Raw genomic sequence first — 22,953 nt, 5'->3', positions numbered from 1 at the left:
TTTAAATTAAATGCACAATCAGTGATAAAGAGCCCCGATGGAAAAGTGAAAGTTTTTCTTTCGGTCTCTAACGGAATGCCTTTGTATCGTATTTCCTATAATGAAAAAACGTTCCTCGAAAATTCCCCGCTAGGTTTAAAAACAAATGTTGGTGATTTTACTACGGGACTGATTTTAAAAACCGATTCAGCTCAGAATAAATTGGAAGAAACGTATCAACTGCCCAATATAAAGCAAAGTACTGTGCATTATACGGCTAACGAAGCTCTGTTTTCCTTCCGTAAAGAAAATAAAGATGCTATTGATATAGTATTTAGGGTAAGCAACAATAATGTAGCCTTTAAGTATAAAATATATCCTCAAAATGAATCCCGCTCCTGTGTGGTTCAGGAAGAGGTATCCGGTTTTCTGCTGCCGGAAGGAACAACTACCTTTCTTTGTCCGCAAAGTAAGCCAATGACAGGCTTTGCCAGAACTGCACCAAGTTATGAAACATCCTATACATTAGATGCTCCAATGGGCAAAAACGGTATAGGTGAGGGGTATACATTTCCATGTCTTTTTAAAGTAAATAATAACGGATGGGTTTTAATATCCGAAACAGGCGTAGACAGCGGTTATTGCGGCAGCAGGTTAATAGGTCATGATAAAGGATTGTACACGATCGGATTTCCGATGACAGGGGAAAATAACGGAAACGGAACAACCGCTCCGGGCATACCTCTTATGGGGGAAACTCCCTGGCGGACTATTACAATTGGAGAAACTCTGGCGCCAATTGTAGCAACCACAATTCCCTTTGATTTGGTTAAGCCAAAATACGAAGCTTCCAAAGCGTACCAATATACCAAAGGTTCCTGGAGCTGGATCATGAAAATGGATGGCAACACTACTTTTCCGGTACAAAAACAATATATAGATTTCAGTGCTTCAATGGGATATCAGACCATTTTAATTGATGCGCTTTGGGACACTCAGATCGGAAAGGATAAAATTGCTGAACTGGCTGCATACGGCGCTGGAAAAGGCGTCGGTTTGTATTTGTGGTATAACTCAAATGGATATTGGAATGATGCACCTCAGGGCCCCAGAGGAATGATGGACAATTCGATAATCCGCCAAAAAGAAATGGCCTGGATGAAAAGTATTGGCGTAAAAGGAATTAAAGTAGATTTTTTCGGAGGAGATAAACAAGTAACCATGAAGTTATATGAAGATATCCTGAAAGATGCGAATGATTTTGGATTGATGGTTATTTTTCACGGTTGCACATTACCAAGAGGCTGGGAACGTATGTATCCAAATTTTGCGGCAAGTGAAGCTGTTTTAGCAAGTGAAAATCTGCATTTTGGACAAGGAAGCTGTGATAATGAAGCAGCCAATGCATCGATACATACTTTTATTCGAAATACAGTGGGTAGTATGGATTTTGGGGGAAGTGCCTTAAATAAATTTTATAATAGTGAAAATATTCCCAACAAAGGTTCAAAACGAATGACATCCGATGTGTTTGCCTTAGCAACTGCAGTACTTTTTCAAAGTGGTGTACAGCATTTTGCATTGGCACCAAACAATTTAACCGATGCTCCTGCGTGGGCTGTGAATTTTATGAAAGAAGTACCCACAACCTGGGATGAAGTTCGCTATTTAGAAGGATATCCCGGTAAATTCGTAGTGCTTGCCAGACGTAAAGGAACAAAATGGTACATAGCAGGAATCAACGCTCAAAAAGAAACACTGAAGCTTAAAATAAAGCTGCCAATGATTGATTCAGGTACCACGTTACAGTATTATTCTGATGATGAAAAGTTAAATGGAAAAGCTGAAAGCGTAAAACTTAAAAAAAACCAGGAGATTGAAATCAAAATTCCTTGTAACGGAGGAGTACTGCTGGTAAGTTAATTACAAAAAAAAGAATGGTGACCTGCAAGATCATACTATTAAAAAAGAATCAGGAATTTCCGGGTTTGCCAAATTTTAAGTGAATTATCCACTGGGATAAACAGGAATATAACGTCAAAAAAAAATGAGTTTGACACGCTGTATCTTAACCTTGAAAAGTTTTTTTTAAGATTAAATATAAATTTTTTATTCATTGAAAATCAAATAATTAAGTTGTGATTAAATAGCATATATTTAATTATAATTTACTAATCATTTTATAATGTCCAAAAAAAAATGTTTTAGAACAATTGTTCTCTTGTTTTTTACCCTAAATAGTGCGTTTTCACAAAATACATTTGAAAACTATCAGTTTAGGTTATTGAATAAAGAGACTTCAAAAAGCGGCATTTATACCATTACACAAGATCAATCTGGATTTATGTGGATTGGAACAAATGGTGCAGGTTTGTATAAATATGACGGGATAAATTATGTAGCTTATGAACAAAACTCCAAAATTGCGAACTCGATCAATAGTAATCTGATTTATGTTACTTACGTCGATAGTCATAACAGGTTATGGATTGGTACAGATGAAGGACTATGTCTTTATAATCGGAATTTGAATACTTTTGAAAGTATTGATCTTCAGAAAAAAAACAGAAAAGAAACCGTAGTCTCTGTCAAAAGTATCATTGAGGACAATCAGGGTAATCTTTTTTTAGGAACGTTTAACAGCGGTTTACTCAAACTAAATACGAAGTCCCGTGCAATCACGAGAATTAATCCCGATAGTTCTAATACAACGGATTACCTTATCAATTGCCTGGTAAAAGACAAAAATGGAATTATTTATTTAGGGACCAATTTTGGTTTAAAAGTAGTTGACGCACTAACCAATAAGGTTAAAAATGTAGGCACTGGAAAAGATAATCAGATGCTTTCAGAAAATATTGTGTCTATGTTTATTGACAGCAGTCAAACCTTGTGGATTGGTAATGGATACAGAGGACTGGTCAGGGTAGATTTAAAATCTAAAGTTAAAGAGGCTGTTTCCTATCCTATAACCAGAAAAAGAATCATGTCAATACTGGCAACCGATCCTAAAACAATTCTTTGTGCCACAGAAAATGATGGCTTAATCATTGTAAACGATCAGGGTGTTGTTCAAAAAAAATATGTCAACAACAAATTCAATTTCCGCAGCTTAGGTTCAAATTCTGTGTGGTCCTTATTTTTAGATAAAGAGAAAAGAATTTGGCTGGGATATTACAACAAAGGCTTAGGTGTTTTTGATAAAATGAACAGCAAGGTAAATGTGATCGAAAGCTTGCCCGGAAACCCACAATCTTTGCAAACCAATTGTGTGACCGGAATTGCCAAAGATCATAAAGGTCAGTTATGGATTTCTATGGAAGGCGGCGGAGTCGATATTTACAATCCATTAATTAAAAGCTTCAAACATATTACCAAATCTGACACAAGCCTTTATTCGGGACTAACCAATGACAATATAACCAATGTATTTATTGATAAAAAGCAGAATATTTGGTTATCCAGCTGGAATGAAGGAATTTTTGTTTTAAAGAAAGGAACCACAAATTTTATAAATTACAATACCAGAAATACTCCCGATCTGGCCTCCGATAATATTATGAGTATCAGTGAAGATTCCAGAGGGGTAATTTGGATAGGAACTTTTTCAAAAGGATTACATTATTATACTCCTTCTGATGGTAAATTTCATCACTGTAATTCAAAAGTATTTGAAACCAATAGGTTAATGAATGCAGACATCAGAAAGGTGATGGTAGATTCAGATGATGCTGTCTGGGTGGGATCAACAACAGGACTGTATAAGGTTAATACGAATGATTTTGTTTCTTTTTCAGTGACTTCTTTTCGGGATAAAATGTCTGCAAAGCTTGAAAATCATAAAAGCACGCATACAATCAATACCTTGTATGAGGCCAAAAACAAAGAAATCTGGATTGGTACTGACGGTGCCGGTTTATTCAGCTATAATAAAAAAACAGCTGCCTTGAAATGGTATGTGAATTTCAAAGGGCTGCATGAAAAATCAATTTCGTCCATTGTAGAATCAAATGACGGATGTATCTGGCTAAGCGGAAAGAAAGGAATTACAAGACTTGATTTAAAAAACAAAACAACAGTCAATTACTCTATATATGACGGTTTGCTGGGAAATGATTTTAATAACAATGCTGTCCTGAAAGATGAGAATGGATTACTTTATTTTGGAAGCTATGAAGGTTTAAATTATTTTAATCCGGCGAATTTGGTTAAAAGTAAAAAACAGCTCCCAATTTATTTAACGGACCTAAAACTTTTTAATAAATCGGTTGGACCGCTTGAAAAAAATTCGCCACTGATAAAAGTAATATCGGAAACAAAAAAAATAATCCTTAAACACGATCAGTCTGTATTTACAATTGATTTTATTGCTGTCAATTATTCTTTTCCCGCGAGAAATGAATTTGCCTATTATTTAGAGGGATTTGAGGATTCCTGGAATTATGTAGGCAGTAAACGTTCGGCAACTTATACAAATTTAGCACCGGGCAACTATACCTTCAAGGTTAAAGCAGCTGAAAAAAACGGAGTCTGGAGCCAAAAGCCTCTGGAATTAAAAATTGAAATTTTACCGCCCTGGTGGAAAACTTCCTTTGCGTATTTATTCTATTCTTTACTGCTGTTTGCAGCGATTCATTTTACCAATCAATACTATCAGAATCGTTTTAAACAAAAACAAATGATAGAATTTGAGAAAAAGAAAGCATTTCAAATTGAAAAATTAAATAATAAAAAGTTACAGTTCTTTACCAATATCTCGCATGAGTTCAGGACACCGCTTACTTTAATTTTAAATCCATTAGCAGATATAATCAGGAATAATAGCCAGGAATTACCGGATGGTGTGCTGAATAAATTGCAGACTATTCAGAAAAGTTCGGACAGGCTCTCCCGCTTAATCAATGAGTTAATGGATTTTAATCAATTGCAGTTTAATAAAATGACCCTGCAATTGCAACTTATTGAAGTGGTAGGTTTTACAAAAGAAATTGTCAGTTATTTTGATGAAGAAGCATTCAGTCGGGGCATTCAGTTGCAGTTTGAGTCTAATAAAACTACCCTGAAAGATTGGATTGACCCTAAAATGTTCGAGAAAATTATTTTTAATGTAGTGTCAAATGCTTTTAAAGTGACTCCGGACAATGGAAGAATTACGGTAAAAGTAGAAGTTAAGGAAGAACTGATTCATTTTCCTTTAATAAGTTCAGCTGGCACCTATCCCTCTTTTGAGGTTATTGTTGAAGATACGGGTTCGGGATTAGACAAAAAAGATATTAAGCGAATTTTTGACCGTTTCTATCAGGTAAATAATTTAAATAAAGCCTATTATGGAAGTACAGGAATAGGACTGGAAGTTGTTCGCGGATTTGTAGAATTACACAAAGGAATCATAGAAGTAGAAAGCGAATTGGGAGTAGGAACGACTTTTAAATTACTATTTCCTGTTGGAAAAGAATTCTTTAATGAAAACGAAATACTGGTGGAGGAATTTAAAAAGGAGAAAAAAATAAGCTTCACACCGATAGTTGAAAAAGCAGAGACTGAATCGCAGGATGATTACGAAAAACAGGACCGAATTTATACGATTCTGATTGTAGAAGACAATGTGGAACTGCGCAATTATTTAAAAAACGAACTCAAAAAAGAGTATAAAGTTATAGTAGCAGAGAACGGTCAGGTGGGTCTGGAATTAGCCTTGCAGAAATTACCTGATTTGATTTTAACAGATGTCATTATGCCGGTAATGAGTGGTTTAGAGTTGTGTAAAAATATTAAAGCAGATTTGAAAACCAGCCACATTCCGCTAATGATGTTATCTGCAAAAGCATTAATTAAAGACAGATTAGAAGGAATTGATTCCGGCGCCGATATGTATCTGAGTAAACCTTTTGATATGGATATTTTAAGATCCAGTTTAGTGCAGCTACTAAACAGCAGGCAAATTATGTTTAATAAATTCTATAACGGAATTACTCCAAAAGCAAAAGAAAAAACGACCACTTTAGATAATGAATTTATAAAAAATGTGCTGAATTACATTAACAAAAACATTAGTGAACCTGAATTAAGTGTAGAGGATTTGGCTTCGAAGGTATTTTTGAGCAGAAGCCAGTTGTATCGAAAAATTAAAACCCTTACAGGTATATCGGTAAATGAATTTATACGCACTGTTCGCCTGGAAAAAGCTAAAGAATTAATAGAATTGGGCAATGATAATATAACCGAAATTAGTTTTAAAGTAGGTTTTAGTTCTCCTTCTTATTTTACAAAATGTTATAAAGAAAAATACGGATATCTGCCTACACAAAACAATAAACAATAGCTTTTTTAAAGCAGTATTAAAGACGGTTTCGGCCGTCTTTTTTTTATTTAATAAAAAAATATCTGCAAATTACCAGGTTAAATAACAGCTTATAAAATGACATATTTGCCTTTCAATTAGTAAAACAACAACGAAGTGAGGGTAACTTTTGTTTTTTAATAATTATTAAATACTCAGTATTGACTTTTATTTTTTTATATATCGAATAAAATGATTGTTATTATTGTTAATATATTATTTTTCTTTTTGTCATTAAATAAATGTAAAAGACTGATTTTGTTGGTTTTTTTAACTATCATGCTACAAATTTGATAGTTTTTGCATCATTTTTACTATGTGAAATTTATGTTAACGTCATATTTTTGAGTAGATCAATATCACATGATTCCCAAATGATTAGTAACAATTTATAAGATGAAACAGAACCAAATTTACGTGCTGAAAACCTTTTCCCCAAATTAGAATGAAACGATAGCTGTAACTCGGAAAAACAATTTAGAAAACAGCAGTGATTCACGAAAACTCACAAAGGAAAATAAACAGAAAACTTTACGACCAATAATTATCTAAACCAAACAAAAACCAATTAATATGATTTTGAAATTAAAATTTGCAATAATTGCATTGCTAATAATTAGCAGTCAGAATATGATGGCACAATCAAAGACCATAAAGGGTGTGGTTACGGATCCTTCGGGATTTCCATTGCCTGGTGCCGGTATTAACGTACAAGGTTCCAAAAATAGCACATCAACAGATTTTGATGGTAAGTACACTTTAAACGGGATAAACGCAGGAGACAAAATAACGTATTCTTTCGTTGGTTTGATTTCGCAAACGATTACTGTGGGCAGCCAGACTGTAATTGATGTTAAATTGATGGAATCTACACAAGCCTTAAATGAAGTCGTAATAGCTTACGGTACTCAAAAGAGAACCAAGGTAACAGGAGCAATTTCAACAGTAAGTGCAAAAGATATTACGGCGGTACCTATTACCAATGCAGAGTCAGCTTTGCAGGGCAGGGCAGCAGGTGTAAGTGTTGTAAATGGAGCACCGGGTTCCAGCCCTACAGTAACTATTCGTGGTTTAGCGACCATGAATAACAGTTCTCCACTGTATGTAATTGACGGAGTTCTGACAGGAAACTTATCAGGACTAAGTCCTAATGATATTGAGTCCATGTCGGTTTTAAAAGACGCCTCAACAACAGCTTTATACGGTTCAAAAGCTTTTAATGGGGTCATTATGGTAACTACAAAAAAAGGGAAAAAAGGCCCGGGGAAAATAACATTTAGTTCATACGTAGGTTCTCAGACCGTGACCAAAAGATATGACGTTTTAAATACACAGCAGTATCTTCAGTACGCTAAAGATTTGGGAAGTGATTTAACGGCAAGAGCTGCTGAATTTGGAAATAGAAATACAAATTGGCAGGACGAAATATTTCAGGATGGTCTTATGCAGGATTATAATTTGAGTTTCTCAAGCGGTACCGAGAATGCTACAAGTCGTTATTCTGCGGGATATTTGAAACAGGAAGGATCCCTTATCGGTACAGGTTTTGAACGATATTCTTTCAGAGCCAATAATACGCAAAACGTTGGTAAACTAACTATAGGAAGTAATGTCGGACTGTCTTTTAGTACAACCAATCCGGAGCGTAGTGCAGGAGGAAGAACTTTGTTGGAGCATGCTATTAAAATGGCACCTTACTTACCGGTTTACAATGAAAATAATAAAGGTGGCTATCAGGGGCCTTCTCAGGGAAGTGACGGACAGGATGCAGAAAATCCTGTACGTGTGGCAAACTGGGGATACCAAAAAATTAACGGAGTATCTATAATAGGAAACATATTTGCTGAATTAGAAATATACAAAGGATTAAAATACAGATCGCAGGTTTCTTTAGATTATTACACCAGCAGAGATCATACATTTATTCCCAGCTATCGCGATGGTGCAGCCCATTTTCAGGATTATTCGTCAACTGCTGAAATAAATTCTCAGGGTCAGACTATTGTGTTTGATAATAGCTTAACATACAAAACAACTATTGCCGGTAAACACAATATTGAAGTATTAGGAGTTATAACGAAAATAGAAAATAAAAGCCGTAATATAACTGCCGGCAGCCGAAACTTAATTTCTGATGAAATTGATCAGTTGAGTCTTCAGAACGCTAATTTAAGTTCTAATAATTTTGAAACAAACAATTTAGGTTATGTAGCCCGTATCAATTATGATTACGATGATAAATACCTTTTTGCTGTTTCAGGACGTAGAGACGGTTCTTCGAGATTTGGAGCTAATAAACGTTTTGGTAATTTCTACTCTCTTGCTTTAGGATGGAATATTGCAAAAGAAAAATTCATGGAAAAATCTATTTTCAGCACATTGAAAATTAGAGGTACGATAGGAACAACAGGTAATGATAAAATAGACGATTACAGATACAGTTCTAGTTTAGCAACAAATTATACCTACCCGTTTAACGGAGAAGCAGGAATAGGTACTACTTCAGGAAGTGCCCCAAATCCGGACTTGCAGTGGGAGTCTAAAAAAGATAGAAACATAGGTTTGGATTTTGGTTTGTTTGACGAAAAATTTACCGGATCTATCGAGTATTTTAATAATAAAAGTAGTGATATTCTTTTCGCGGTACCACTTCCTGCTTCTACTGGTTCTCCGGGAGGAACTCAAATACAAAATGTTGCTGATGTAAAAGTAAGCGGATATGAAATAACATTAGGTTACAATGACAGAAAAGGTGATTTTACCTGGTCTGCGACAGCCAATTTAGGGACCAGCAAAAACGAAGTAACGGCTTTGGCACCGGGTGTAACCAGCGTATTAGGCGGTCCGTCAGGAAGAGCTGGTTTAGAGAGTTTCTCCAGACTCGAAGTAGGGCAGCCATTATTCTATTTCTGGGGGTATGAAACCAACGGAATCTACCAAAACCAGGCAGAAGTAGATGCTGTTTTAGGAGCAGGTCAGACTGTAGTTCAGCCAGGTGATATCAGATTTGTTGACCATGATGGCAATAAAATAATCAACTCCAATGATAAAAGAAATATTGGAAATCCATATCCGGATTTTACATATGGTTTAAACCTTACGGCTGCCTATAAAAATTTCGATTTTAACTGTTTTATATCAGGCGTTCAGGGAAATGATATTTTTAATGCGAATAAGTTTGATCTCGAGGCAATGCAGCGTTTGTTTAACTCCGGTACAGATGTTTTAGACAGATCCATTGTTGTAAATGGTCAGGTTACCAATCCATCAGCAACGTTACCAAGAGCACGTGGTGCAGAGCAAAACTGGTCTTTAGCTAGTCAGCGATATGTTGAAGACGGTTCTTTCACAAGATTAAAAAATGTTACTTTAGGATATACACTATCAGGAGAAACATTCAACAGCCATTTTTCAAGTATAAGATTCTATGTAAGTGGGCAAAATCTTGTTACCGTTACAAAATATTCTGGTCTCGATCCTGAAATTGCACGTGTAGATACTAATGCAAATTCTGCCGGAATTGATATAGGAAGGTATCCACAACCAAAATCAGTAATTTTTGGTCTTGAAGTTACATTTTAATATATAAAAGATGATGAAAAAAATAAAATATATAGTAGTAGTATTGTCCGCGATTTTTGCAATAAATTCATGTGACACTAAGGATTTAGAATTAACCAATCCAAATGCGTTATCACCGGAAACTTTCTTTAAAACGAAAAATCAGGTAGAGTCTGCGGTAAATGCAGCTTATGCAAACCTGCAAACAAGAGGACTATACGCGAGACATCTTTTCTTTGCATTAGACAATATGTCTCAGGAAAATAAGGGAAATCCACAATTAGAAGGGAACAAAACACCCTTCCTGAATTTTTCCTTTGATGCAAGTAGTGATATCATTCAATACTATTGGGAAACCTGTTTCTTAGGAATATCCAAAGCCAATTTTGTATTGGATAATGAAGCAAAGATTCAGGCCTTACCAAGTTCAGTTTTGACACAAGCCGAAAAAAATAAATATTTGGGAGAAGCCCACTTTTTAAGAGCCTATTATTATTTTCTGTTACTGCCTCGTTTTGGTGATCTGCCAATTTACACCAGCCAGACTATAACCGGTGCTGCAAGAAGTCCTAAAGAAGAAGTCTATAAATTGATTACAGATGATTTTGATTTTGCTTCAAAAAATCTGTTTAGTAAAACTACAAACGCAACGCTGCAACAGAATATTGGAAGAGCAACCAAAGAAGCAGCATTTGCTTATTTAGGGAAAGTATTGTTATATCAAAAAAAATACGATGAAGCTCTGGCTGCTTTTAATAACGTTACGGGATTTACTTTAGAATCTAATTTTTACAACAACTTTATGGATGAAACGGAGCATGGTCCCGAATCAATTTTTGAGATTGAATACGATGAAAATTTAGGAGTGGGTGATAAATGGGGTAGTGATACGGCCGGAGATGGTGTTGCTGAATCAACTCTTAGAGGTCAGGAATATGGAAACTTAGGGTGGTACAATGTGTATCCCTCAGATGATTTGCTGGATGAGTATGAGCCGGGTGACAAACGTTTTGCAGATACTTTTTACGTGCCGGGATCAAAATACAATAACGGAGCCAATACAATGACAGCCGCTAATTTTTCATCATCTGAAGGTCTTAGAAGAGCAGGATGGAAAAAATATCAAAATTACTATAAACGTACTGATGAAAATCTGGATTCAAGTATCAACTTCAAAGTAATGCGTTATTCAGATGTATTGCTAATGAAAGCAGAATGTGAAAACCAAAGAGCCGGAGGTTCACAAACAGCTGCTATTGCCTATATCAAAGAAGTTAGAGACCGTGCAGGTTTAGTAACGGCAATTGCTCCGACAAAAGAAGCTGTATTTACAGCAATTGTTCATGAGCGTAAAGTGGAATTAGCCGGCGAACAAGTTCGTTTTGATGATATTATAAGATGGGGTATCGCTGCTACTGAACTGCAGGGGACTGGTTTTAAAGTTGGTAAAAGTGAATTATGGCCAATACCAAACAGAGAAACATCTTCTAATCCTAATATAAAACCAAGTAACAATAATCCTGGTTATTAAATAATAATTAAGTTTAGTCTAAGTTTGAGTTAGTTAAGTTAGTAATTTGGAAAACAGCGCATTAACCTGCGCTGTTTATCCTTATCGTATATTTTCTAAAGTGTTTAGTCTGTATAACAATTACCAGCCGGAATATATTTTAAATAATAAGCCCTGCTTATCTCCGATTTTTGTTTCCGTTTTGTATTGATTTTTGTTTATCGTAATACTAAATTCAGGAACAAAACTTCAAATGATGAGACCTTTTATTTTAATTCCAGGTGACATATACAATAATCTTTGCAAATCCTGTAAAACAGGATACCATTTGATATAATACGTATGCTTTAAACAGCTGAGGTTTTACCACTGGTTAGTCAACGGTACCATCGATGCTCAATTTCAACTGTGTTTTCAATATGAAAAGAATTGCATCACTTTTTTTAATCATAACATTGTTTCTCAATGTTTTAGGTTTTTATATGATGTTTGCTGAACAACAAGAGCAAGTATGGGTAAATGCTATGGAGAAAACTGATAATTCAAATTTTGAAATAATTGAAGTTAAAATTACCCCTTATGCTTATGTGGTAGATTCTGGTATTGAAGATGTTAATGAAAATTTCGTTATCAAAAACAAAACCTATCATGTTTTTAAGAAAAGAATTGTAAACAATGTTTTGAAATTATATTGCCTTAAAAATTCTCATAAAGAGGTTTTGAGTAAAGACTTAATAAAAATTGTCGAAAATCAATTATTTGATACAAATTCGGATAAAGAAAATCCAAATAAAAAATTAGTAAAATCCTTTCTTCCGGATTATATTATTAGTGATGTAATTAATTTAGGAACAACTTCCGGATTAGTTTTTCATCACACCCTATCTTCATACGATCCAAAAAGAGACCTTCTTTCCGGATATTTTACAACCAATTATCCTCCTCCTGATTGCGTATAGTATTTCCTTTAATGTTACATATAAACAGACTTGATTACTAAATCATGCCCTGGCTCTAAATCTTACTTTTTAAATTAAGATGAAGCTGCCTGTTTAGAATGTAACACCAAAGATTCAATTACTGCTAATTGAAAAGAAAGCTATTAAAAACCATATAAAATTATCAGGATGAAAATGTATAAACTTTTGTTTAAAGTGCTTTTTTTTAGTGCTTTAAATATAAATATGCTGGCGCAGGTTAAAGAGACCAAAAATCAAATTAAGGAACCCACAGGAAAAAATAACATTGCTTATAAGTGGGGAGAAATGGCAGTTCTTGCCACTGCAAATAATACAGATAAATTTCGGCCAAGGCCCACTATAACTTCCCGCTTTCTGGGGTTGACTTTTATAGCGGTTTTTGATGCATGGAGTCGTTATGACGCAAAAGCAATTCCGGTATATCTAAAGGATGTGAAAAGACAGCCAAAGAAAGACCAAAATGTAAAAAACAAAGAAATCGCCATAAGTTATGCCGCTTACGGAGCACTTTGTGAATATTATTACACTGATAAAGAATTATTTGATTCATTCATGAAGGAACTAGGTTACGATCCCGCAAACAAATCCGTAGATCCCAATACTCCTGAAGGGATAGGCAATTTAGCCGCCAAAGCAGTGATTGCGGCACGAAAAGGAGACGGTTCCAATCAGTATGCGGAAGAAGAGGGTTCAAATGGAGTCGCATTTTTTGATTACAGCAAATATGTACCGGTAAACCCTGTGGATAAAATGAACGATATTAATCACTGGCAGCCGAAATATTTTTCTGATGGGAAAGGCGGAAAATTTGCCCCCGCTTGCTTAACTCCTTTTTGGAATAAAGTAAAACCTGTCGGATTGAAGTCAGCAGATCAATTCCGTTCTGCGCCTCCACCCTTATTTGGTTCAGACCAACTCAAAAAAGAAGTTGATGAAGTAATCGCGTTACAAGCCGGGCTGACAGATGAAGATAAAGCACTTGTTGAATTTATGAGGGACGGACCAAAATCGGTCCAGCAGGCCGGTCACTGGCTAAAATTTGCCCAGGACGTCTCCAGAAGAGATAATCATACGTTAGATCAGGATGTAAAAATGTACTTTTTAAATCAGCTCACAGCGATGGATTGTTTTATTGCGTGCTGGGATACCAAAATGTTTTATGATTCAGCAAGACCCAATGCTTTAGTGCATTACTATTATGGTGATAAACCCATCAACGGTTGGGGAGGTCCCGGAAAAGGAATCATTGCCATGCAGGGGCAGGAATGGAGACCTTTTTCTCCGGACACCTTTTTATGTCCGCCTTTTCCGAGTTATGTTTCCGGTCACAGTACCATAAGCGCAGGCTGTGCGGAAGCTTTAAAACTTTGGACAGGCAGCGATAAGTTTGGTCAGTCTGTAGAACTGGTAGCAGGAGCATTGACAGAACCGGATCATTTAGGAAAAAAAGTAGTCCTGAAATTTCCAACTTTTACCGAAACAGCAAATATGGCAGGAATTTCCAGAGTGATGGGAGGGTATCACATTCAATCAGATAATATTGAAGGTTTGAAACTGGGCAGAGCTGTAGCACATGAAGAATGGAAGTTTTACAATATTCATATAGGGAATAAAGCTATAAAATAATGATGATTTTTTGGAATTTGTTTGTAGAGCATTGGTCTGATCTAAAAAGAATACGTCACTTATGAAAATTAAAAACTTAATAGTACTGCTTTCAGTATTTATGCTGACACAATCTTGTGATTATTTTTCTAATCCCAATGACAAGATGGTTAAAATTCTGGAGGCCAGGAAGAAAATGTATAATCTGAAAGACAATCCCTTTGCGACAAAGGCAGAAGTTGCCTATTACGATTCCATAATTAAAAGCTCTGATGAAGGTTTTTTCAAACTAACCAATGAATTAAATAAAGGAAACGCATTACTGAAACTTGGAAAAGAAGCTGAGGCTGTCGAAATTCTGGAAAGTGCCATCAGCAGAATGAGGAAGATAGATGGAAGAGAGAATCCTCAATCCCTGAAATTTCTGGCAATTGCTTATATGAGACTGGGAGAAAAGCAAAATTGTGTTAATTATCACAATCCCGAATCGTGTATCATGCCCATACAAAAAAATGGAATTCATACGATACGACAAGGTTCTCAAAAAGCAATTGAAATTTATAGCAGATTATTAGAAATGAATCCTGATGATTATGAATCGCGATGGCTGCTTAATATAGCTTACATGACTATAGGTGCTTACCCTTCAGAGATTCCCCGTCAATGGCTGATACCCAACCTGAATAAAGATAATTCGGAATACACTATAAAACCTTTTGTGGATGTTGCTTCAAACGCAGGCATAAAAAGCAGGAATATGTCGGGAGGAGTTATTGTTGATGATTTTAATAATGATAATTATTTAGATATTATAACATCCGACTGGAGTCTGGACGGCGCTATGCACTATTATCAAAATGATAAAAAAGGGAAGTACGCAGATTATTCCAAAATATCGGAAATCGGTCGTTTCAAAGGAGGACTCAATATGATACAGGCAGACTATGACAACGATGGTGATACTGATATTTTTGTTCTGAGAGGAGCGTGGATGCGTAAATATGGCAGACAACCCAACTCGCTCCTGCGTAACAATGGTGATGGCACTTTTACAGATGTAACCATCAAAAGTGGTTTGTATTCTGAATTTCCGACACAAGCAGGTACCTGGAATGATTTTAATAATGACGGTTATTTAGATTTATTTATAGGTAATGAGTCGTCAGAAAACGAATCGTATCCGTGTGAATTGTATATGAATAATCAGGACGGAACATTTACAAATGTTGCCAAAGCCGCAAAATGTGATGTGATTAGTTATATAAAAGGGGTAACATCAGGTGATTATGATAACGATGGCGATATTGATTTGTTTCTTTCGGGAATGAATAAAAGGAAAATATTACTGAAAAATACAGGAATCAAAAAAGGTATTCCGCAATTTGCAGATGCTACAGATCAGGCAGGTCTGGCAGGAATCAATGTGATGACATTTCCAACATGGTTTTGGGATTATGATAATGATGGCTGGCAGGATATTTTTGTCTGCGGTTATCAGTTTAATGGTTCTATAGCGGGAGAAATAGCAATGGAAGTATTGAAGATACCCAATGAGAGCAGTAAAATGTATTTGTACCATAACAACCACGACGGTACTTTCTCAGATGTCTCTAAAGAATCCGGGCTAAATAAGACCGTATTTGCGATGGGTTCTAATTTTGGGGATATTGATAATGACGGGTTTCTGGATATGTACCTCGGAACAGGAAATCCGGATTATAAATCACTAACGCCAAATAAGTTGTTCAGAAATATGGGCAATGGAAAGTTTGCTGATGTTACGGTTTCCGGTCGTGTAGGAAATTTGCAAAAAGGCCATGGCGTGGCTTTTAATGATTTGGATAATGATGGCGACAGCGATATTTTTATAGAAGTTGGAGGCGCTTATTTAGGTGATTCTTTCAATAATTCTTTATACCTGAACCCGGGTCAGAACAACAATCGTTGGATAAAACTGCAATTAGAAGGTACAAACAGCAATCGTTCTGCAATTGGAACCAGGGTAAAAGTCAGCTTCAGAGAAAAGGGTGTTTCCAGATCTGTATACAGAATAGTAAATTCAGGAGGTAGTTTCGGGGCGTCGGCTTTACGAATGGAAATTGGAGTCGGACAAGCTGCAATCATTGATCAAATCGAAATTACCTGGCCCAAAAACCAGCAAAGGAAAGTGTTTAAAAACGTACAGCCCAATCAATATCTCAAAATTACAGAGGGCCAAAATAACTTTTCAAAAGTAAATATCAAAAGAACAGTTTTTTCGACCGCCGGGGTGACAGCGCCCGTGTGTATGTAAAAAGACAGCGTTAAATCTTAGACAGTAAGAAAAATTAATAAGAGACAAAATGATAAATTTTAGTAGAAATATAAAAATGAAAAACAGAAAAACGAAAGCAGTTTTTTTTAGCCTTACAGGTTTATTATTGCTTGTTAATTGTTCTAAAGAATCAGATGAGAAGATATTTACCACTTTGGACCGTTCTGATACAGGGATTAATTTTAGCAATAATCTGAAAGAAAATGATTCCCTGAATTACTTTACGTACAATTATATTTATCTGGGAGGAGGAGTGGCCACCGGTGATATTAATAACGATGGCCTGGAAGATATCTTTTTTACAGGAAATCAGGTATCGAATAAATTGTATTTGAATAAAGGAAATTTAAAATTCGAGGATATCACTCAAAAAGCAGGTGTCGGAGGTGATCGTCGCTGGTATAGCGGTGTTACAATGGCAGATGTAAACGGTGATGGTTTTTTAGATATTTATTGTTGTGTGGGAGGAAAATTTGGACCCAAAAACAATCAATTGTATATCAATAATCGTAATGGAACATTTACGGAGAGAGCCAAAGAATACGGGATCGATGATATTGGAAACAGTATTCAGGGAACCTTTTTTGACTATGATAAAGATGGTGATTTAGATTTATTTGTCGCCAATTATCCGCCTACCAGATTCAATTCGGCAACGGGCGACTACGTACAAATGATGCTTCACGTCAAAGATAACGAATCAGGGCATTTGTATCGAAATGACGGCGGTCATTTTGCCAATGTCTCTAAAGAAGCCGGTGTCATGAACTATGGCTTATCATTAAGTGCAACAATTGGAGATTTAAACAATGACAGCTGGCCTGATATCTACGTTTCAAATGATTTTAATTCCCCGGACTTCATGTACATCAACAATCAGGATGGTACTTTCAGGGAAGTGGTAAAAGAAGCCACGGCCCACAATTCTTTTTACGGAATGGGGGTAGATATTTCCGATTTTAACAACGATGGAAATTTAGATATTTTTCAGGTAGATATGGATGCCAAGGACAATCGCCGTAAAAAAGCAAACATGTCCAGTATGAATCCGAAACTGTTCTGGGATGTAGTGGGTGCCGGTTTTAATTACCAGTACATGCACAATTGTATGCAGCTGAGTACTGGAATTAATGAAAATGGGATTCCACATTTTGGTAATGTATCCCGTATTACAGGAACCTCATCTACAGATTGGAGCTGGGGACCTTTATTTGCAGATTTTGACAATGATGGAAATAAAGACTTGTTTGTGACGAATGGAACCCGCAGAGAAATTAATAACAATGATTTCTTTCATAGTTTAGAAGCTCTAAATCTGCAGCCGAAAGATTTGCTTAAGAAATCTCAGGAAATGCCTTCAGAAAAAATTGACAATTTTATGTTTCAGAATAAAGGAAATTTAAATTTTGAGCAGGCAAATAAAAAATGGGGAATAGAATATAAAGGTTTTTCAAATGGGGTAGCTTATACCGATCTGGATAACGATGGCGACTTAGATTTGGTAATTAATAATATCGACGATTACGCCTCTGTTTTTGAAAATTCAAGTTCGAAAATTAATAATTACATCAACATAAAATTCAAAGGAAATACAAAAAATACTTTTGGTTTAGGAAATCGTGTGTACATCAAAACCAAAAAAGGAACCCAAATGCAGGAGCTTACGATGACAAGAGGATTTCAGTCCTCAGTGGCTCCGGAATTGCATTTTGGTGTGGGTAAGGAAAATACAATCGATGAGGTAAAAGTAGTCTGGACGAATGGTAAGGTGCAAAAGTTATACCATGTTAAAGCCAACCAAAAGCTCACTTTTAAGGAGCAGGATGCCAAAGAAGAAGTACTGCCGAAAACCACTCCCAAAAACCTTTTGTTCGCAACGGTAAACGGAGTATTTCCTGCTTTTAAACACGAAGAAAATCAATACGATGATTTTAAAGATCAGGTTTTGCTGCCTCACAAGATGTCTACGTTTGGCCCTCCCATTGCTGTAGGTGACCTCAATAACGACGGTCTTGATGATTATTTTATTGGAGGTGCAGCTACTTTTTCCGGAAAAATGTTTTTACAGACTAAAACTGGTTTTGTAGAAAAGAATGTTTCCGTACTGGAGGAAGATAAAGCCAGCGAAGATACAGGAGCATTAATTTTTGATGCCGACAATGACGGCGATAATGATTTGTACGTAGTGAGCGGCGGTTACGAATTTTTGGTTAACGACCCCAAATTACAAGACAGATTATACCTCAATAACGGAAAAGGCGATTTTAGCAAAGCGTCTAAAGGAGTACTGCCAGCAATGCTGACAAGCGGCTCAAAAGTGTATGCGATTGACTACGATAAAGATGGAAAACAAGATCTTTTGGTACTGGGAAGACAAGTTCCCGGACAATATCCGTCACCTGCAACCACCTACTTATTACATAATAGTAGTACAGCGGCACAGCCTAAATTTGAAGTTTCTAAAAAAGCACCTAAAGAATTTGTCAATTTAGGAATGGCAACAAGTGCTGTAATTACCGATTTTAATAATGATAAATTACAGGATATTATTGTCGTGGGCGAATGGATGCCTATCCGCATATTTCAAAACACAAAATCGGGTTTTAAAGAAGTGACAAAAAACACGGGACTTACGGACGATACGACAGGCTGGTGGTGGAGCATTCAGCAAGGCGATTTTGATAAGGATGGCGATATGGATTATATTGTAGGGAATAACGGACTGAATTACAAATACAAAGCCACTCCCGATGAAACCTTTGATATTTTTGTAAAAGATTTTGACAACGATAAACATAAAGATATTGTACTGAGCTACTACAACGACGGCAAGCAGTATCCGGTGCGTGGTCGCGGCTGTTCGTCTCAGCAGATTCCAAATATCAAGAAGAAATTCAAAGATTACGAAAGTTTTTCAGAAGCTACTCTGGTCGATGTTTATACCGAGAAATCACTTAAAGAAGCCTTACATTACAAAGTAAAATCGTTTGCCAGTATTTATTTGGAAAACAGAAAGGGCAAATTTGTAATTCACGAACTGCCAGTCGAAGCACAGCTTAGCTGCATCAATCAAATCCTGGCCGATGACTATGATCATGATGGTAAACTGGATGTTTTAATAACAGGTAACATGTACAATTCTGAAGTAGAAACCCCTCGAAACGATGCAGGTCACGGATTGCTGCTGAAGGGAAATGGCAAAGGAAAATTCAGATCGGTTTCCGCAATTGACAGCGGATTTTTTACTCCGGGTGATGTTAAGAACATGGAGAAAATTAAGGTAAACGGGAAGACCTATCTTCTCGTGACTAAAAACAATTCGTTTTTACAAAGCGTCAAAATCAATTAAAATCTTTTCTTTTTGAATTTGTCATAATCCATCTTTAAAAAGTAAAACCAATTAAATCCAGCCGCTTAAACCAGAACAGACTGATGTTCTGGTTTAGGCTATGCTTTAAAATCCTGTAAATGAAACAAAACTATATATTCCGTTTTTTGGCATTGCTGACAAATGGTAACCGGCATACAATATTATTTTGTCTTTTGATTTCACTGTCTGCTTTTGGACAAAAGAATACGATAGAAGGACAAATTATTGATAATAGTAGTACGGCAGTAGCAGCTTCAACTGTTGAGATTACAGAAACCAATGAAGCTGCAATTACAGATGAAAACGGATATTTTTCTATAATTACAACCGCCAAATTTCCTCTTACCCTAAAGATTTCAATGCTGGGATATGTGACTCAGAATTTCGTGGTAAAATCAGATAAAAGTATCAAAGTGGTATTGCAGGACAGTTCGAATCAACTAGATGAAATCCTAATTTCGAGCGGCTATTTGTCTCAAAAAAAATCCGAGTTTTCGGGTGCTGTTTCCACGATTTCAGCCAGGCAGCTGCAGAACCGTCCTTCCACCAGTTTTGATCAGTTATTGGGCGGTCAGGGAACCGGAATTGATGTGATTCAATCTACAAGTGTATTAAATAATACGCCCGTGGTTCGGGTTCGGGGATTGAATACGATTACATCCGGGCTTTTTCCCTTAATTGTGGTTGATGGCGTAGCTGTATTTACAGGTTCATTGGGCGGCTTTGTGGGCAACAATCCGCTTTCGGGAATTAACCCCAACGATATTGAGTCTGTAGATGTACTAAAGGATGCTTCGGCTGCCGCCATATACGGCTCCAGAGCAGCTAATGGCGTTATGGTAATTACCACCAAAAAAGGGAAAAAAGGAAAAACCAGATTCAATTACAATAGTTGGTTCAGCCGCAGCACACCCTATAACCTGCCTAAATTATTAAATGCGGAAGATTATACAATGATCAAAAATGAAGCCCTGGTCAATGCGGGCAAAGCACCTGGTTTTTTTCTCTCTAAAAACCCCGATGGAAGTATAGTAGATACAAATTGGTATGATGTGGCTTACGAACCGGGTTATTCGAGCAATCACAGTCTTAACATTTCAGGAGCCAATGAAACAACGCAGTATTATTTTTCCGTAGACTATACCAATCAAAACAGTTTTATAAAAAACAACACGCTTCAAAATTACATCACCCGCTTAAACCTCAGTCATCAGGTAAACAATTTTATCAGGGTTGGGGCCAATTTTTCTTACAGCAGAGCGAAAAACGTAGGCCCAAATACCGGTGCTGTAGCAGGAAATACGCTGTCTTCTTCAACCTATAATACGGAGTATATTACTAATGAACCCCTGGGAAGAATGACTTATGTGCTGCCCCCAAATGTACCTGTTTACAATCCGGATGGATCCTACAGCATTCAAAACGGAATAAGTGTAGGTTATGGAGCCAATATTCCGGCGATCATAGGTACTATTAATGCCTACAATTTAGCGATGGTTCAGGAACTGGATTTGACTACTTCAATTAGCAAATCATTTTTAGGGAATCTTTATGCAGAATTTGATATCACCAAAAAAATAATTTTCAGAAGCAGTTACGGGTTGAATACTATTGATCTTGAAAACAAGTTGTTTTTAAATCCAATTCATGGAGGAGGAGCATCGTACAACGGTGTAGCAACCAATATAGCCAGCGACTTATCAAGAACTGACTGGGCAAATACACTTACGTACAAAGATACTTTTAAAGAAAATCACAATGTCATGATTCTCGCCGGTTATGAACGAATAAAAACTACCACAGACAGCTGGGGAGCTTCTCAAAGTAATGTTACAGACTCGTATTATAAAAATTACCAGGGAAGTTATGCTACTATTTCGCCTATAGGAAATGATCTTTCAGAAAATGCATTACTCTCTTATTTTGCTAACCTTAACTACAATTTTAAAAACAAATATTTCCTGACTTTAAATTACAGAATCGATGGTTTGTCGGCTTTATCGGAGGGAAACAAATACGGTAATTTTGGGGGAGGATCTGTAAGCTGGAACGTTCTGGAAGAATCCTTTTTTAAAGATTCGAAAATAAAAGGTTTTATGGATAACTTAAAAGTAAGAGCCAGTTACGGTATTGTTGGAAATAGCGAAATAGGAAATTATCCTGCTATCGGAACCTATAATTCATCTACTTACGGCGGTGCGCCAACGCTGGGATATTCTCAGACTGCCAATCCCAATCTAAAATGGGAAACAAGTTCAAAACTCGATTTGGGACTAAATTTTGCCATGCTCAACAATCGTGTTTCAGTAGAATTTGATTATTTCAATAACAAAATCAGAGATTTGATCCTGAAAACACCACAAGCACTTTCAGCCGGAATTCCGAATAATTATATCAACGAAAATGTAGGCGGCATGTACAATACAGGTTACGAAATCGGAATCAATACACTTGCTGTTACTGCAGGAAACTTTAACTGGAATGTGAATCTCAATCTTTCCACTCTTAAAAATAAAGTAACTTCATTAGCAAGTGATGTATTTGTACCAAGTGTATTTGGGGTACAAAACATGACCAGGGTAGGCTATTCTGTCGGGTCTGTTTTTGCCGTTCCTAATAAGGGCGTAAATCCGGAAAACGGTCAGATGATTTTTATAAACAGCCAGGGCAGAGAAGTACAGTACAATCATGTAGGCTCTCCAAAATGGACTTATCTTGACGGCACTGCCGCTCCCGCAATAGATAATTATAAAGATGGTGTTATGCAGGGACCTTCTTTGCCAAAACTCTTCGGAGGATTAAATAATACTTTTAGTTATAAGAATTTTGTTTTAGGGGTAAACCTGACTTTTGCACAAGGAAATAAACTCTATAACGGAACACGGGCAACGAACTCAGACCAGCGTTATTTCAATAATGGAGAATTTATAAAAAACAGATGGACCACTCCGGGTCAGATCACCGATATTCAAAAGTTATATTACGGTGATAATGTTTCGGCAGGTTTTTCATTTTCAAGCACCTCAAAAGTAGAGGATGGTTCCTACCTAAAATTTAAAAATGTATCGCTGGGATATAATGTACCCACGGAGCTCTCTTTTCTAAAAAACACCTTCAGCTCTGTTTATGTGTATGTACAGGGGAATAATCTTTACACTTTTACCAGGTACAGAGGTTCTGATCCCGAAGTTTCCATCAACGGAAACTCTATTAACTCAGGAAAAGATCAAAATGTTCCGCCCAATGCTCAGGTCTATACTTTGGGTTTAAACATTGCATTTTAATTCTAAAAAG

The 22,953-nt window shown here is 36.4% G+C and carries 9 protein-coding genes; all 9 read left to right on the top strand.

From position 1 onward, the window contains the following. Positions 1-21 precede the first annotated feature (21 nt). Positions 22-1,902: a glycoside hydrolase family 97 catalytic domain-containing protein gene (locus GJU43_RS13400; RefSeq protein WP_370455623.1), complete on the top strand. Its 1,881-nt coding sequence runs from the start codon at positions 22-24 to the stop codon at positions 1,900-1,902. Between the two features lie 262 nt (positions 1,903-2,164). Further along, positions 2,165-6,301, top strand: a complete 4,137-nt coding sequence (locus GJU43_RS13395; RefSeq protein WP_154341260.1) for a hybrid sensor histidine kinase/response regulator transcription factor — start codon at positions 2,165-2,167, stop codon at positions 6,299-6,301. 591 nt (positions 6,302-6,892) lie between these two features. Continuing rightward, entirely contained in the window at positions 6,893-9,901 is a 3,009-nt protein-coding gene (locus tag GJU43_RS13390) for a TonB-dependent receptor (protein WP_154341259.1), read from the top strand. Positions 9,902-9,911: 10 nt separating this feature from the next. After that, positions 9,912-11,411, top strand: a complete 1,500-nt coding sequence (locus GJU43_RS13385) for a RagB/SusD family nutrient uptake outer membrane protein (RefSeq protein WP_154341258.1) — start codon at positions 9,912-9,914, stop codon at positions 11,409-11,411. Between the two features lie 398 nt (positions 11,412-11,809). Next, entirely contained in the window at positions 11,810-12,349 is a 540-nt protein-coding gene (locus GJU43_RS13380) for a hypothetical protein (RefSeq protein ID WP_154341257.1), read from the top strand. Between the two features lie 168 nt (positions 12,350-12,517). Continuing rightward, entirely contained in the window at positions 12,518-13,996 is a 1,479-nt protein-coding gene (locus GJU43_RS13375) for a vanadium-dependent haloperoxidase (protein WP_229655057.1), read from the top strand. A 61-nt stretch (positions 13,997-14,057) separates the two neighbouring features. After that, positions 14,058-16,268, top strand: coding sequence for an FG-GAP-like repeat-containing protein (locus GJU43_RS13370; protein WP_154341256.1), 2,211 nt, complete (start codon positions 14,058-14,060; stop codon positions 16,266-16,268). Between the two features lie 76 nt (positions 16,269-16,344). Next, on the top strand, positions 16,345-19,638 hold the full coding sequence (locus GJU43_RS13365) for a VCBS repeat-containing protein (RefSeq protein WP_154341255.1): 3,294 nt from the start codon (positions 16,345-16,347) through the stop codon (positions 19,636-19,638). Between the two features lie 119 nt (positions 19,639-19,757). Continuing rightward, complete coding sequence (locus tag GJU43_RS13360) at positions 19,758-22,943, top strand: SusC/RagA family TonB-linked outer membrane protein (RefSeq protein ID WP_154341254.1); 3,186 nt, start codon at positions 19,758-19,760, stop codon at positions 22,941-22,943. The last annotated feature ends 10 nt before the right edge of the window (positions 22,944-22,953 follow it).

Origin of the sequence: Flavobacterium sp. LC2016-23 (assembly GCF_009674775.1) — a bacterium.
Lineage (GTDB): Bacteria > Bacteroidota > Bacteroidia > Flavobacteriales > Flavobacteriaceae > Flavobacterium.
The sequence above is the reverse complement of the archived record's forward strand: the minus strand, read 5'-3'. Positions and strand labels throughout refer to the sequence as shown.

Coding starts and splice junctions, on each gene's coding strand:
- GJU43_RS13390 (WP_154341259.1), top strand. CDS start 6,893: ATGATTTTGAAATTAAAATTTGCAATAATTGCATTGCTAATAATTAGC.
- GJU43_RS13380 (WP_154341257.1), top strand. CDS start 11,810: ATGAAAAGAATTGCATCACTTTTTTTAATCATAACATTGTTTCTCAAT.
- GJU43_RS13375 (WP_229655057.1), top strand. CDS start 12,518: ATGAAAATGTATAAACTTTTGTTTAAAGTGCTTTTTTTTAGTGCTTTA.
- GJU43_RS13385 (WP_154341258.1), top strand. CDS start 9,912: ATGATGAAAAAAATAAAATATATAGTAGTAGTATTGTCCGCGATTTTT.
- GJU43_RS13365 (WP_154341255.1), top strand. CDS start 16,345: ATGAAAAACAGAAAAACGAAAGCAGTTTTTTTTAGCCTTACAGGTTTA.
- GJU43_RS13360 (WP_154341254.1), top strand. CDS start 19,758: ATGAAACAAAACTATATATTCCGTTTTTTGGCATTGCTGACAAATGGT.
- GJU43_RS13395 (WP_154341260.1), top strand. CDS start 2,165: ATGTCCAAAAAAAAATGTTTTAGAACAATTGTTCTCTTGTTTTTTACC.
- GJU43_RS13370 (WP_154341256.1), top strand. CDS start 14,058: ATGAAAATTAAAAACTTAATAGTACTGCTTTCAGTATTTATGCTGACA.